We start from the raw sequence: 14,745 nt of genomic DNA, 5'->3' as shown, positions 1-14,745 counted from the left end.
GTTTATCTTTTTGACATGTAGGTTGGAAAGGCATTTTTATCAATGATTATCTCTATAAGATTTATTGAATCTTCAAGGTCACTGTTTATAAATAAATCGGTAATGTCTGACTCAGTTTTGATTGTTTTGTGGTTTATCCCAAAAGACCTGGCGAGGTGTTTATAGTCAGGATTGATGAAGTCGCAATTGATGAATCGTTTGTTGTACTGCTGGAATTGGTTCTTGCGGATGAGGCCCATTGTGGAGTTGTTAAAAACAACAATATTTAGCGGTATGCTGTAGTTGACCGCCGTCATTATCTCCATGCAGCACATCTGAAACCCACCATCACCAAGAATGGCAAATGTCGGCATATGCATGGAGAACCTTGCGCCAATTGCTGCTGGAACAGCATGTCCCAATGAGGAGATTCCAGAGTTTGGGAAGTAGTGGTTGCCTCGGGATACGCTAAAGAAGTTTTGTGCAAAAATGATATTATCGTCAAAGAGAAGAATCTCCTCTGGGAAATATTTTTCCAAGTTTGTGAAAAAACCTTCTGCCAGCGAAAATTCCGGCTGGGAAACCGAGGATTCTCCAGTATTTGAATACTTTGCCAGTTTTTCTATATTCTTTCCGATCTCCTTGATGCTTTTTTTGGCGCACCCGCTCTTGTCGATATTTTTCAGTACACCAGACAGGATTTCTCTGATGTCTCCATGAACTGCAACCTCTGCTTCGAAGACCTTTTCCAGCTGGTCATTATCGTTGTCGATCTGCACGACTTTTTTATTTCTCAGCAGTTTTTCATCCCATAAGTAACTTGTTCTTTCGTTAAAGCCTGCGCCAAGAAAAATTAACAGATCCGCTTTTTCTACAATGTATCTGTAGGCGTTGCCATTTGAGGTGACCCCCAGGCTTCCAAGGGATAGTGTCGCATGCTCCCCAATAATGCCCTTTCCCTTGAGGCTGGTTGCAACAGGAATATTCATCGATTCGCTCAACCGGGAGACGATCTCCTGGGCGCCTGATTTTATACAACCATACCCGGCTACTATGACAGGGTTGTTGGCATCGATTATCTGCCTGGATAGTGATTCTACGGCGGGAAAATCCTCTTGGACTCTATGAACACGCAGTTTTGTCTTTATGTTATCCAGGATCGCGTCGTCAACCATCTCTTTCTGAACATTAAATGGAAAGCTGAGGAGTACCGGTCCAGGGTTTGGGGAGAGCAGTATTGTGGAAACCTGATTCAAAACCTGGGCAAGATAGTCGGTTCTTTCTACGGTTTTACTATATTTTGTGATGCTTTTGAACAGGACTGCCTGATCGATGCTGCCGCCTTCTCCAGAGCTTTCCTGGAGACCACCTTTACCAAAAATATGGGTTGATGTTTCACCTGTAATGACAAGGATTGGTAACCTGTCCGCATAAGCATTGGCAACCCCCGTTATCAGATTCGTGGCACCAGGTCCGGCAGTTGCTATACAGGCAGATATTGTATTGGAGGCTCTGGCGTATCCGCCAGCCATGAAAGCTGCGCCCTGTTCATGTTTGGCTAATATGCTTTGAATATCTGAATCATACAATGCGTCATAAACAGGTAATATGTGAGCGCCGGGCATGCCAAAAATAGCCTCGATACCCAAACGCTCCATGTATTTTATAATTAGTTCACTGACTTGGATTTTCATCTAACTTTATTATTTTTCAGGCTTCGAATCAGATGTTTTCGTTTCAATAATTTCTGAAAGTTGAAGGATTCGCTGTTCGTTGGATTCGACTTCTGCTTTGATCGCCGCCGTATCGTATTCGCTGTTGGTTTTTAACAATTCGCTGAGTTCCTGATTACGCGATTTATGGCGCTCAAGCTCATCACGGAGTTGATCGAGCTCTTCTGCCTCATCTGCCTTGTCGAACATGATGGTTTCCGGTGAATCGTCACTGGCAACCAAATCATCCTGCTTGGCGCTTGTGTCCGTCGGAATAAATCGACTTTCCAATCCATATTGGCGCTGGTTCATAAAGGACGGAGAAACGATTTCGATGCCGTTTTGGTGAAGTACATCCAGTACCATCTTTCGCAGATTCGAGCGGGCAGTCAATAGATGTTTCACTTCCGGCAGAAATCCTGCGATTCGATAGGTTACCGCGTAATCGCCAATCTCGGTGACTTGAACGAAACACTCGGATAATTTTACCTCCTCTGCCGCTTCGATTAATAACGCCTCGATACGGGCGCGGGGCATTTCATAACCAAGAGAGAGAGTTGTTGAGATAATCGTGCCTGATCTGCGGACGACGGTGACAGGCGTCGTGATCAGAAACAGATTTGGAAAGATTGTCAGATCCCGGTCTTCGGTTTGGATCTCGGTGTGAAACAGCCCCCGGTCAGTGACTTTCCCAAATTGATCGCCGATACGGATGAAATCCCCGGATCGAAAGCTGCGCACCACCCGCAGCATCATCCCCGCCATGATATTGGTGACAAAGGTAGTGGATGAGAGGCCGATGACACCGGTAAGTACGATGCCAAGCAGACCGAGTATCTGTCCTCGCGCGACCTCCGACATCGGGATTTGAAAGAGCAGGATCAGTATTCCGACCAATGTCAGGCCTAGAATGAGTAACTGGCGGGGCAGCTTTGCCTCTGCGCCCAGGTTGGTGCGCCGGGTGATGAGGGATCTGTTGGATGTCCAGACGATCACGACAATGACTGCGGCAGTGATAAGTGCCGGCATATAGTGGCTGAACATAGGGAATGTATTTGACAGCCATTCCATGATTATGCCTTTCTACAGATTGCAGCACGCAGGTGGCTGTTAAGTTGTGTGACGCTCAAAAACCGACTCCGATCCCGACGCCGCCGCGGGAGTAACCGCCGCTACCGACGCCTATGCCGAAGTGTATTCTGGGTTTTGTATCGCGTTGCGCTACTGCTTTCGGCCAAAGATAGGCGTCGGCTGTTTTGATGACCGGGAATTGATAATCCGCTTCGCCAACCTTGCCCGCTCTGATTTCACTGACAGGGCCGCTAATGGTGACCTGGCGCCCCTTGTTATAGTCGACACTCTCAAGGTATCCAGGTGTGACCGCGATAAAGCGTCCGGTTGGAGAGGCATCGAGATCCGGTTTGCCGTTCTCTTGTAAAGGGTAAGCGATTACTTCGAGTTCACTGCTGCTCTTCAGATTGCGCAATTCCATGATTACACCACCCCATTCCACTGGGGATGCCCCGATACCCCGTTTTTTTTCAGCTATCTGTTTTGGCGTGACTGAACGATCTCCTGCAGGCACCCGGGCTTGCGGGGAGGCACAAGCAGCCAAAAACAGGCACAGGGTGACGAAGAAAATGCGCTTGAAAAACTTTGTCATGGATATACCCTACCAATAGTAAGGATACCTGTACCCAAAAGGATACCAGGGGTCATAAAATGGATCACGATAGTAGCGATAAGGATAATCCTTCTCTTCCGGCCAGAGAAAGTAGACTTCCGCCTCGACCACTGGATAGGTGTAGTTATAGTCGCCGACACTGCGCTCGATCGCCTGGGTGACAGATCCGGTTACGGTGAGTAATCGGTCTTTCGGGTACTCCTCCGGATCGAGAAACCCCTTCACTTTGACCATGAAGCGCCCCTGCCCATCACTGCCAGAATCCGGTTTTCCCTCCGAGGCCAGCGAGCGTGCCAATACTTCGATGAGGGTGCTCTCTTTGAGATTATCCACCCTGATAATGGTGCCGCCCCAGCGAATCCGGGAGTGATTGAAACGCCCTGCTGCCTGGTGGACCTCGGAAATTTGAATATTTCCTGGTGGAGCTGTTTTGATTAGTTCGGGCACATTGGAGGAACAGCCGTTCAGCAAGCCAGCCAAAATACCAACGATCAGGCATCGTTGAATATAGGGAGTGCCGGTGCTGATCTGGTATCTGGTAAACATAGAAAACCACTTTCTGGAGCTATTAGGCCTTTTCCAATATGGCAGAACAATCGCTAATTCAATTGTAGAACGATTTTGCTTGCAGAGGGAGTCCCAACAGCGCTCAATAAAAAACTATCCGGCGGTACAGCACTGTCCCATACGCTGCCTGTGGTCTTTTATTGGTACAAATTGGCCCTGATGTCTATTTTGAAAAAATAAACTCAGTCATTTGGTCTTTCAAAGCCTCAATTTCATCACTGCTCAGCGCCAGCTCTTTTATCGCCGTTGCAAAGAAATCGAGAGTGTCACTTGCGGTTGTGGATTCCCTTAACAGGATTGTGTCAAGAATGTAGTTGGCCACCTTAATGGTCGCAATCAGTGACCTGAGTTTTTCATCTTCAATTTCACTGCACGATTCTCGAGGGTGGTGAAGAATAGTCAGGCAGATGATCTCGGGTAGTTTCCAACTCTCGGCCAGGATAAATCCGATTATGGCGTGGTTGGTCCCGTACCTTCGCTCTTCCTCTTCTATCCACTTCCCGGGGTCTGACTTCGCTACCCTGAGAACTTCATCGTAGTCGCTGAAGCGTTTAGCCATAAGGAGAGCGCCGGATTTATGAAAGAGACCGGCGAGATAGGCTTCATCATTGGCAATTGAAGTGATTGAACTGGAGATCCAGACAGCGCACTGGGCAACTGCATTGACATCTTCCCAGATCATTTGCACTGCGGGCTGGTTAGTTTCGAATACATGCTTCAGCGCAGAAGCGATCACCAGGTTCTTGATGTTTTCCAGGCCCAGCAGAACCGAAGCATGTTGAATTGATTCAAATTTTCGGCGCATGCCAAACGCGGGGGAGTTGATGGTCTTCAATACCAGCCCGGAAATTGCTGCATCCTGACTGATTAGGTCGGCAATTTCAGCTATGTTGACATCCTTGTCCTGCATCTCCTGCTCAATGGTGAGTACCACTTTGGGCAGAGAGGGAACGGCTATGCCTTTCATTATTTCATAGGCATTTCGCAGTTCTGATTCGGATGGATAGAGCGCTGAATTCACAGAAGATTCTCTTGTGTATGGAATTCAATGTATTTTAGCTGTTTGGCGCAGAAATTCCATGCAAACAGGCGGCTTGAGGAATCTAAGGGGCAGGACGACGGCTGTTCCGGAATCAGGCTGCCCCGCAGGTTGTGAGTCCCTGCGGTTTATTCATTGATCATCCGCTCTTTTTTGGCATCTTCCTGGAAGTAGTAGTCATACTTCTTGTGCATCTGGTTAGTGAAGGTCCAGGCCTCGTTATAAGACAGGCCGCTGTTCTTCGGGATGATGACCTTGACGTAAAGCTGGTTGGATTCCTGTGCTTTCAGACGAGTCAGTGACTGATCGAGCTGCTTGCGAGAGACAGTCTTGAAGGTTTTGCCTCCAGGGGTCTTGTAATCGATGACAAGTTTTTCTTTGACCTTGGCAAAACGGACCTCCACGACGATCTTGCCTCTTGAAGTCCGGGCAGGCCTGACAAGTTTGTCATATTTGATCTTGAGTGCTTGAAAGTCGATCTTCAGATCGGCAAGCGTCTGATCTGCGTCCACATTTTGGGCCTGCGCCTGAGCCAGTTCCTCACTTTGGGCGTGAAAGGAAGTGCGCAGGCTATCCAGTTCGTCCTGGGTCAATGCGTGACGGCTGGTGACTCGATCCATGTCTTCAGTCAGGTTTTCAATGCTGCGGGTGGCGTCGTCGATCTGCAGCTGCAGGCGGTTGGTATCTGTTGTCAGCCGGGTGACCTGGACATTGAGGTTGTCTTTGTCGTGGGTGAGCCGGGTGACCAGAATGTTGAGATCGTCTTTGTCATGGGTAAGGCGGGTTACGTTGCTCTCCAGGTCGTCCCGTTCCCGTGACAGGCTGCTGATCTGGTGCAACTGGCTGGCGATGGCCGCCTCCTGCTGCTCCTGCTGTTCCTCCGAGCGCATCAGCTGCATGCGCATCATTGAGAGCTCATATTCACGGGAGAGCAGGCGCTCCTCCAGCGTCTGATTCTCCTCGCCCGTCGTCTTAACCAGTTCCATCGCCTCCTGCTCTGCAGCCATGGTTGAGCGCAGCTGGTCCAGCAGCTCCATGTTGCGGATCAACAGGACTACCATAGCGAGCATGAATATCATGAGGATTACCGTCATGATATCGGTAAAAGAGGGCCAGAAACCCTCCTCTGCCTGGGCTGCGTGGTGGTTCAGTCGCAGATCGACGAAGCTGTTATCCATGCCGATTATTCAGGCTGGCGCAGTCGGAAGCCGCGAATCAGGATGTGTTTGATATCGGCCATGTCGCGGGAGTGAGACTTCGACTGTTCAGCAAAGCCATCCAGCGTGGTGAGCATGCGCTCTTCCATCTCCTGAACGGCCTGCTGTGATTGGCCCATCTGGTTGACCAGCCCCTGCATGGAGCGGATCAGGCCGGTGAACTCGTAGAGAACGCTGTCGGTATGGACATGGAAACGCGGGATCAGTTCGTTGACCGTGACCTGTTCCACGGCACTGACAAGATTGGTCTGGACGTCGGTGAGTTTGAGGTGGAAATAGCCGAAGATGACGTAGCAGACAATCGCGGTAATGGTGGTGGAGAGCGCGGTGGACATGCCGTGTACTACCATGCCCATACCACCCACATTGATCGCATTCTCCAGCAGGTCTGAGGCGCCGATCAGGGCGATGGAGAGGGAGACGATTGTGCCGAAAACACCGGTCAGGATCAGGATATTGTTGATGAACTTCGGCAGGCTGTTGCGCGTGCTCTCGTTGGCCAACAAGGTGGACGCCAGTGAGCCGTGGTTGACCGGGCAATTCGCTTTAAAGAGTCCTTCCATGGTGCGGTAGCGCATCACGATAATGGATTTTTTCGGCAGCTGGGCGTAAGGCTCTTCCATCCCCTCCCGCAGATTGCGCACAAAACGGATCAGCGCATTCTCCTCGCGGACATAGTGGATGAAGATAAGGATCATCCTCAGGATGCCGATAAAGAACAGTCCGACAATGGTGCCGTTAATGATCAGGCCGGTGCTGGTGAGCTGGTCCCGGAAGTAGACCTGGTTGATGAAATCGAACTTCCAGACAATCAGTCCCGCGACCAGGGTGGACATGATGACCATCCTGATCAGGATGTTTCGACTGAAGTTACGGCGTAACTGTATGCTTCCCAACGCGGCTTCTCCGATGGTGCTTCAAATCGTGCCAGTTTACCTCAGGAGAGTCTGGGAATTAAGAAGAAGATGGTAATTCTTTTCGGGAGACTGCCTTGAGCGGCTTATGAGGAAGATGTCTACGGTTATTTGACGTCAATCGTGTGAAAATCAGACCATGAGCACGCCCCGCATGTCACTGCTGGAGATCTTCGATGCCGCGCTGCAGTCGGTGGACGGCCGCCGCTGCGTAAGGGAGAGGCTGCGGCAGAGGCCGTTAAAGGGCCAAATATCCCTCGTGGCCGTGGGCAAGGCGGCGGGAGCCATGGCCGTGGGGGCCAGAGAGATTCTTGGCGAACGTATTGTCTCGGCGCTGGTGATCTCCAAGCATGGCCATCTGGACAGTGTTTCGGCCAGCTTGCCGGGCTGGGAGCTGTTTGAGGCTGGCCATCCACTGCCTGATAGCAGGAGTCTGGCGGCGGGTGATCGCCTGATCGCTTTTCTTCAACAAGAACCAGAGAGAGCGCTGCTTTTTCTGCTTTCAGGGGGAGCATCCAGCCTGGTTGAGTCTCCTGTCGATGGTGTGGGGGGGGATTTTCTGGTCCGCGCCAATCGCTGGCTGCTGGGCAGCGGTCTGGCGATTGGTGAGATGAACCGGGTGCGCAAGGCGCTCTCCCGAATCAAGGGCGGTGGATTGCTGCACTGGGTGGGTGATCGACCGGTGACTGCGCTGGCAATCTCCGATGTGCCGGGGGATGAACCTGGCGTGATCGGTTCCGGGCTGTTGACGCCGGAGATGATAGCGCCTGATGGAACGGAAAACCTGAGCCTGCCCGACTGGCTGGATTCGGTTGTCAGACAGGCCATTCGACAGCGGCGAATTTATGGGGACCACGGTCCGGTCATCGAGATCATCGCCAACCTGGGGCGGGCAAAGGCTGCTGCGGCTCGGGAAGCCAGGAAACTGGGCTATCGGGTAACAACGGTGGATGAGTTCGTTGCCGGAGATGCCTCGGCGGCAGGGGTGCGGCTGGCTGATGAACTTAAAACGGCAGAGCCGGGTGTGACAGTCTGGGGAGGGGAGACAACGATTGTTTTGCCGCCTGAGCCGGGGCAGGGCGGCCGGAATCAGCATCTGGCACTGGCCGCTGCGGGAGTGTTGCAGGGCCATGACAATCTTTGGTTTCTCGCTGCCGGCACCGACGGCACCGATGGCCCCACCGAAGATGCGGGTGCATTGGTGGATGGTGCCACGCTGACCCGCGCACGAAATGAGGGTTTCGACCCGGATCAGGCACTGCGCCGGGCCGACTCCGGTTCACTGCTGGAGGCGAGCGGAGATCTTGTGACCACAGGGCCTACCGGGACAAATGTGATGGATCTGATGTTGGGACTGAAGTTGTAATGAAAAACGAAACAAGCCTCTATCGGGCTGCCCGCCGCTGTCTGCTCGAAAATGATGTGGAAGCAAAGCTGAATCTTACAGACCAGGTAGCGCAGGCTTGGCGGTTGGGGGAGTTGGGACTCAGCGGCTGGAGTCCTGCGGATGCTATTTTCGAAGCAGGTCACCCCCCCCGGCCGGAGCTGGTGCATCCAGGCAAGTTGCCCCGTCGTGGTCTAGGCACGGAACAGGGACGTGTCGCACTGATCCACGCCATAGCCCATATCGAATTCAATGCCATCAATCTGGCCTGGGACGCAGTGCAGCGTTTCCCTGACATGCCGGAGAAATTTTACAGCGACTGGATACAGGTGGCGGTGGAGGAGGTGCGGCATTTCCGCCTGCTGCGGGGACGTCTGCGGGATGCAGGTGCCGATTACGGTGATTTTCCTGCCCACAATGGTCTTTGGGAGATGGCTGTCCGTACCGCCGATGACCCGCTGGTTCGCATGGCGTTGGTACCCCGTATGTTGGAGGCCCGTGGGTTGGATGTCACGCCGGGCATCATGGCGCGCTTCCGCAAGGCGGGGGATCGCGAGACGGTGGCGGTGCTACAGGTGATCCTGGACGAGGAAGTGGGGCATGTGCAGTTCGGCAGTGACTGGTTTGCCTGGCTCTGTGAGCAGCGGGGAGTGGACCCTGAAACCACCTATTTCGATCTGTTGAACAACGTTCTCAACGGCGAAATTCGTTGCCCCCTGCATCGGCAGGCGCGGCTGGATGCAGGTTTTTCGGAAAGTGAGCTGGAACGTCTGGAGGCGTTATGCGCGAGGCGTTGAGGCAATATGTAGGATGTGGTGAGTAAAACGAACCGCATCAATCGCGACAGATGCGCATCGCTACGCTCAGCACATCCTACGATCCCGTGTTTTCCGCACTTGCGGGGATCATTACGCCGGTCTGATAGTTTCCACCCTGAGTCCTTCCGGCGACGCCACTAAAAATTCGGCATGATCCGGATGCCACTCCCCCAAAACAAAACGGCTGGCTGCAACGCCGGATAACATGAAGTCGTGTCGGCCGGGACGGTGGGTATGTCCGTGGATCAGACATCTTACGCCGTGATCCTCCATATACTGCGCCACAGTCGTTTGATTGATGTCCATGATTTCTGATGCCTTCAGTGAGGTTGCCTCGCCACTCTTCGCCCGGTACTCCTGGGCAATGGCAATGCGCTCCGGAATGGTCCTGGAGAGAAACTGTGTGATGAATGCCGGATCGCGAACCTGTTTGCGAAATGCCTGGTAGGGCAAGTCATCGGTGCATAGCAGGTCTCCATGCATCAATAGCGTGGGTGTGCCAAAAAGATTGATCTGTATTGGATCATTGATGAGTTCCGCGCCGGTCTGAGCGCAGAATTGCCCGCCAAGCAGAAAATCCCGGTTGCCGTGCATCAGCAGGATTCGGGTGCCATTATCGGAGAGTCTCTTTAGTGCGGCCTTAATCTGTGGCGCGGGTTCGATTTCGAGATCGTCACCGATCCAGGCGTCGAAGAGGTCACCCAGGATATAGAGCTTTTCTGCGCCAGGGGCGTGGTGTTCGAGGAAATCGAGGAACAGCCGTACCGTCTCCGGCTGTTCGCCGGAGAGGTGTAGGTCTGATATGAAGAGGACTTCGCCCAATTTAATCTCTTTGGGTTTAATTTTACGCAGCTTGCTGAGCAGAGTTGGCAGGAGCGGCGCCCCGCCGCTCCTGCCAACGACTCAGTAGCCGACGTTTAGTCGGTGATTTCCGCCTTCTCGATGACGATATCTTCCGCCGGAACGTCCTGATGACCCGAGTTCATGGTGGTGTCAACGCCCTTGATCTTATCGATCACGTCCATACCAGAAGTCACCTTAGCGAAGACGCAGTAGCCCCAGCCGTCCTGTCCTGGATGGTCGAGGAAGCTATTGTTCGCGACATTGATAAAGAACTGGGCGGTGGCGGAGTGGGGGTCTCCTGTGCGGGCCATGGCGATGGTGCCGATCTCGTTGGAAAGTCCGTTTTTCGCCTCGTTCTCGATGGGATCGCGGGTCTGCTTTTGGACCATGCCCGGCAGGAACCCACCACCCTGGATCATAAAGTTGCCGATGACCCGGTGGAAGATGGTGCCGTCGAAAAAGCCATCCTCGACATACTGCTTGAAGTTGGCGCAGGTGTTGGGTGCGTTCTCTTCGTCCAGCTCGATGACGATAGGGCCGAGGTTGGTGGTCAATGTAATCATGTAAATAGCCTGTCTGTTTAAGTTGAAATTGTGCCGGGTCAGATATTATTTAACCACGCTGACCTTTTCGATGCCGATCGGAGTGATGGGCACATCACGCATGCCGCCTTTGAAACCGGTCGGCTGCGATGCAATGCTGTCCACCACGTCCATGCCTTCAACCACTTCTCCAAAAACCGCGTAACCCCAACCGTCAAAGCTGGGGTAGTCGAGGGAGGTGTTGTCCTTGTGGTTGATGAAGAACTGGGCGGTGGCCGAGTGGGGATCGCTGGTGCGGGCCATGGCGATGCTGCCGCGTTTGTTCTTCAGACCATTCTTGGCTTCGTTGGAGACCGGATCACGGGGCTTTTTTCTATCCATATCGCTGGTAAAACCACCACCCTGGATCATGAAGCCTTTGATAACACGGTGGAAGATGGTGCCATTGAAGAAGCCGTCTTCCACATACTGGACAAAGTTGTCGACAGTTTTTGGCGCTTTTTCACGATCCAGCGCCAACAGGATATTTCCCTGACTGGTCTCCATCATGACCCGAACTGTCTCTGCCGCTGCAATATTTGCAAAGGTGCCGGTCAGCAGCAGAGTGAGTAGTGTTTTGAAAAATAATTGCTTCATGAAGCGATGCCTCGTTAAAACTGAAAATTTGAAGGGACCAATGATATAGCTTCTCTCAGGCGGGAAAAAGACCTTTCCGGCTGGGGGATCATCCTGCCGATTACCTTCTCGACAAACTGTTGCTAGAAAACAGGCACATTTTCCCGGTACGCCACCCGAATGGCTGGTATTAACAAAAAACTTCAAGTTTTCTTGGGGGATGCCGAATTAAATCGTATTGATTAATTTATTAATGCGCCCTACGCCTGCGTATATCGGATGATTTGAGTATGTCGCGCTATATTTCTGTCCAATGGAAAATCGTGCCTGCCATGGCCCTGATATTCCTGCTTATCATGGCAATTGCCACGGTCTATTCGGCCTATCAGCAGAAAGCCCAGCTTCTGCGTTCCGCCGAAACCCAGATGATCGATGTGCTTAACGGTTATCTGGATAGCATGAATGCCATGATGTTTACCGGCACCATGGCCAATCGGGAGATGTTGCGGGAGAAGATCCTGTCCCGCGAAGAGGTTTTCGATGTCCGTATGCTCAGAGGAGAGGCGGTCAGTAAGGTCTATGGTCCCGGCTTTGACATCGAAAAGCCAACCGATGATCTCGCAAGGCGGGCATTGGTGGGAGAGCGCATCGTAGAGCTGAAAAAGGTTGATGGGGCCAGAGTGCTCACCGTCATCCAGCCTTTTTTTGCGGAATCCAGTCACAACGGTACCAACTGCCTGACCTGCCATGCGCTGCCGGAGGGTACGGTACTTGGTGCCGGCCGCATGAGTCTTTCCCTGGCCAAACGGGATGCCGCCATCGAGCGGGAACTCTGGATTGGCGCCGGGATGAACCTGGTGATCCTGTTGATTGGTCTGGGTATTGTCAGTCTGATCATCCACAAAGTCGTTATCTCGCCCCTGAGCCATTTGCGCATGACCATGGAGGAGATCGGTCAACATGCCGACCTGCGCCCCCGGATAGCAAGTGGTGCGCATGATGAATTTCACTATGTCGGCAAAGCCGTGAACGATATGCTCAACCGCTTTCAGCCCACCATCCATGAACTCAGTGCCACGATGGATACTCTGGCGCTTTCTTCCGATGAGTTGGCTCAGGTGTCCGCTTCGAGCAGTGAGGATTTCTCCGAGCAGGGAACCCAGACGCATCAGTTGAAAATCGTTATTGGCGAGATGGCGACCGCAGCCGAAGACGTGGCCAGGAACGCCGCAGGTGCTGCGAAAACGGCAAAAAGTGTTCGTGAACATGCAGCCGGTGGCAAAAACGTGGTGTCAGAAGTCTCCGCGTCGATCAACAATCTCTCAAATCGCGTCGCCAAGGCGTCAGAGGTAGTGCAGAAGCTCGCAGGAGATACCCAGAGTATCGGGCAGGTTTTAGCGACGATCACGGGTATTGCGGAGCAGACCAACCTGCTGGCGCTCAATGCCGCCATTGAGGCTGCCAGGGCAGGTGAGCAGGGACGGGGTTTCGCGGTGGTGGCCGATGAGGTGCGTAATCTCGCACAAAGAACCCAGGAGGCAACCCGGGAGATCCGGGTCAGCATCGAACATCTCGATAGCGCCACCAACCAGGCTGTGACTGTGATGCAGGAGGGCGGAAAGGAGGCGTTGCAGAGTGTCGAGGACGCTGTGCGTGCAGGCGCAGCATTGGATGAGATTACCCTGGCCGTTGATGAAATTACCGACATCAATGCCCGCATCGCTACAGCCTCGGAAGAGCAGTCTGCGATGGTTGTGGGAATCAACAACAGCATCCTCGCCATCAGTGATGTCACGGACCGTACCGCAAAAGGGGCGCAGAGTACCTCCGAGACCAGTGAAAAAGTTGCCGCTATCGCCGGACAACTGGATCAGATGGTCAATCAGTTCAAGGTCTGATTTCGCCGCGACAATCCACATCGGCACGAGTTGCCGGTTGCCTCTCTGCCTCTCTGTTTTGTGAAGCGGGCAGGTTTTCGCTACCATGCGCGCATTTCGCAGACACTCTATAAAGGTAGCGGGCCAGTCATGCTCAAGATCTACAACGACCTCAACAACCGCAAAGAAACGTTTGAACCCCTGGAAGCAGGCAAGGTGCGGATGTATGTCTGTGGTATGACCGTCTACGACCTCTGCCATCTGGGGCATGCGCGGGTGATGGTGGTATTCGATGTTGTGGCCCGCTACTTCCGTCATCTTGGCTACGACGTCACCTACATTCGGAATATCACCGATATCGACGACAAGATCATCGCCCGTGCCAATGAAAATGGCGAGCCTTTCATGGATCTGACCGACCGCTTTATCCTGGCGATGCATGAGGATTCGGAAGCATTGGGCATTCAGCCCCCGGATGATGAACCCAGAGCCACCAGCCATATGAGCGAGATTCTCGCCATGATCGAAAAATTGATCGCCAAGGATCACGCCTATGTGGCGGATAATGGCGATGTTTATTATAGCGTGCGCAGTTTTTCCGGTTACGGAAAACTGTCGGGCAAGTCGATCGATGATCTGGAGTCGGGGGCTCGTGTCGAACCGGGGGATGCCAAGCGCGATCCGCTGGATTTCGCCCTCTGGAAGGCAGCCAAGGCAGGTGAGCCGGCATGGGATTCTCCCTGGGGACAGGGGCGTCCGGGCTGGCATATCGAGTGCTCAGCCATGTCCTGCACCGCCTTGGGCGATACCTTCGATATCCACGGCGGCGGGGCCGATCTGACCTTCCCCCATCATGAAAACGAGATCGCCCAATCAGAGGGCGCGACCGGCCACCCGTTCGTGAAATATTGGATGCACAACGGTTTTGTACGCATCAACGACGAGAAGATGTCCAAATCACTGGGCAACTTCTTCACCGTGCGGGAGATTCTGGCGCGTTATCAGGCAGAAGAGGTGCGCTACTTCATCCTCACCAGCCAATATCGCAGTCCTCTTAACTACGATAGTGAACACCTTGACAATGCCAGGGGTGCATTGACCCGTTTCTACACTGCCCTGCGTGACTTGCCCCAGAGAGAGCCGCTTGGCGCGGAAGCCTTCACCCAGCGTTTTCATGATGCAATGGACGATGACTTCAACACCCCAGAAGCGCTGGCTGTGTTGTTTGATATGGTGCGGGAAATCAACAGGCTGCGTGACAGCGATCAGGCTGCGGCAGCGGGTCTGGCAGCAGAGTTGCGTCGTCTGGGCGGTGTGCTGGGTATTCTGCAGGATGATCCGGAGCGCTATCTCAAAGGGGGAGAGCCGGGTGCAGATGGTGGGCTCAGGGACGAAGAGATTGACGCCATGATCCAACAGCGTATCGACGCCAGAGTCAGCAAGGATTGGGCCGAGGCAGACCGCATCAGAGACGCGCTGCAGGAGGCGGGAGTCCTCCTCGAAGATGGTGCGCAAGGCACCACCTGGCGCAGGGGCTGATACCTCTCCAGTTCT

General features: G+C 53.2%; 14 protein-coding genes. 4 read left to right on the top strand and 10 right to left on the bottom strand.

The features are described 5' to 3' along the window. Positions 1-2: 2 nt before the first annotated feature. The 7 genes from HPY30_04950 to HPY30_04920 form a co-directional block, all read right to left on the bottom strand. The gene (locus HPY30_04950; GenBank protein QYZ65386.1) at positions 3-1,673 is read right to left on the bottom strand and encodes a thiamine pyrophosphate-binding protein; all 1,671 of its coding nucleotides are present in this window, start codon (positions 1,671-1,673) and stop codon (positions 3-5) included. A 9-nt stretch (positions 1,674-1,682) separates the two neighbouring features. After that, complete coding sequence (locus HPY30_04945) at positions 1,683-2,762, bottom strand: mechanosensitive ion channel (GenBank protein QYZ65385.1); 1,080 nt, start codon at positions 2,760-2,762, stop codon at positions 1,683-1,685. Between the two features lie 55 nt (positions 2,763-2,817). Beyond that, a complete protein-coding gene (locus HPY30_04940; GenBank protein QYZ65384.1) occupies positions 2,818-3,354 on the bottom strand; it encodes a hypothetical protein in 537 nt (178 codons plus the stop codon). A gap of 9 nt (positions 3,355-3,363) precedes the next feature. Beyond that, a complete protein-coding gene (locus HPY30_04935) occupies positions 3,364-3,921 on the bottom strand; it encodes a Slp/YeaY family lipoprotein (GenBank protein QYZ65383.1) in 558 nt (185 codons plus the stop codon). A 184-nt stretch (positions 3,922-4,105) separates the two neighbouring features. Continuing rightward, positions 4,106-4,852: an HDOD domain-containing protein gene (locus tag HPY30_04930; protein ID QYZ65382.1), complete on the bottom strand. Its 747-nt coding sequence runs from the start codon at positions 4,850-4,852 to the stop codon at positions 4,106-4,108. 257 nt (positions 4,853-5,109) lie between these two features. After that, positions 5,110-6,165, bottom strand: coding sequence for a hypothetical protein (locus HPY30_04925; protein ID QYZ67913.1), 1,056 nt, complete (start codon positions 6,163-6,165; stop codon positions 5,110-5,112). After that, positions 6,165-7,094, bottom strand: a complete 930-nt coding sequence (locus HPY30_04920; protein QYZ65381.1) for a hypothetical protein — start codon at positions 7,092-7,094, stop codon at positions 6,165-6,167. The genes HPY30_04925 and HPY30_04920 overlap by 1 nt, the downstream gene beginning before the upstream one ends. A gap of 157 nt (positions 7,095-7,251) precedes the next feature. Between HPY30_04920 and HPY30_04915 the strand changes: the two genes are divergently transcribed. Together HPY30_04915 and HPY30_04910 are read left to right on the top strand one after the other, a co-directional pair. Next, complete coding sequence (locus HPY30_04915) at positions 7,252-8,478, top strand: DUF4147 domain-containing protein (protein ID QYZ65380.1); 1,227 nt, start codon at positions 7,252-7,254, stop codon at positions 8,476-8,478. Beyond that, positions 8,478-9,293 (top strand): ferritin-like domain-containing protein, encoded by an 816-nt coding sequence (locus tag HPY30_04910; GenBank protein ID QYZ65379.1) that lies wholly within the window; start codon positions 8,478-8,480, stop codon positions 9,291-9,293. Before HPY30_04915 ends, HPY30_04910 begins: the two co-directional genes overlap by 1 nt. 111 nt (positions 9,294-9,404) lie before the next feature. Here HPY30_04910 and HPY30_04905 read toward each other — a convergent pair whose 3' ends face one another. The 3 genes from HPY30_04905 to HPY30_04895 all read right to left on the bottom strand — a co-directional run bounded on the left by HPY30_04905 (position 9,405) and on the right by HPY30_04895 (position 11,335). Beyond that, the gene (locus HPY30_04905; GenBank protein ID QYZ65378.1) at positions 9,405-10,136 is read right to left on the bottom strand and encodes a UDP-2,3-diacylglucosamine diphosphatase; all 732 of its coding nucleotides are present in this window, start codon (positions 10,134-10,136) and stop codon (positions 9,405-9,407) included. Positions 10,137-10,231: 95 nt separating this feature from the next. Next, complete coding sequence (locus HPY30_04900; GenBank protein QYZ65377.1) at positions 10,232-10,720, bottom strand: peptidyl-prolyl cis-trans isomerase; 489 nt, start codon at positions 10,718-10,720, stop codon at positions 10,232-10,234. 45 nt (positions 10,721-10,765) lie between these two features. Next, the gene (locus HPY30_04895) at positions 10,766-11,335 is read right to left on the bottom strand and encodes a peptidyl-prolyl cis-trans isomerase (protein QYZ65376.1); all 570 of its coding nucleotides are present in this window, start codon (positions 11,333-11,335) and stop codon (positions 10,766-10,768) included. 269 nt (positions 11,336-11,604) lie between these two features. Between HPY30_04895 and HPY30_04890 the strand changes: the two genes are divergently transcribed. Then, a complete protein-coding gene (locus tag HPY30_04890) occupies positions 11,605-13,212 on the top strand; it encodes a methyl-accepting chemotaxis protein (GenBank protein ID QYZ65375.1) in 1,608 nt (535 codons plus the stop codon). A 129-nt stretch (positions 13,213-13,341) separates the two neighbouring features. Further along, a complete protein-coding gene (locus HPY30_04885; GenBank protein QYZ65374.1) occupies positions 13,342-14,730 on the top strand; it encodes a cysteine--tRNA ligase in 1,389 nt (462 codons plus the stop codon). Positions 14,731-14,745 lie beyond the last annotated feature (15 nt).

Source organism: Gammaproteobacteria bacterium (ex Lamellibrachia satsuma) (genome assembly GCA_019623805.1).
GTDB lineage: Bacteria > Pseudomonadota > Gammaproteobacteria > Chromatiales > Chromatiaceae > QGON01.
This window is presented reverse-complemented; position numbering and strand designations above follow the sequence as displayed.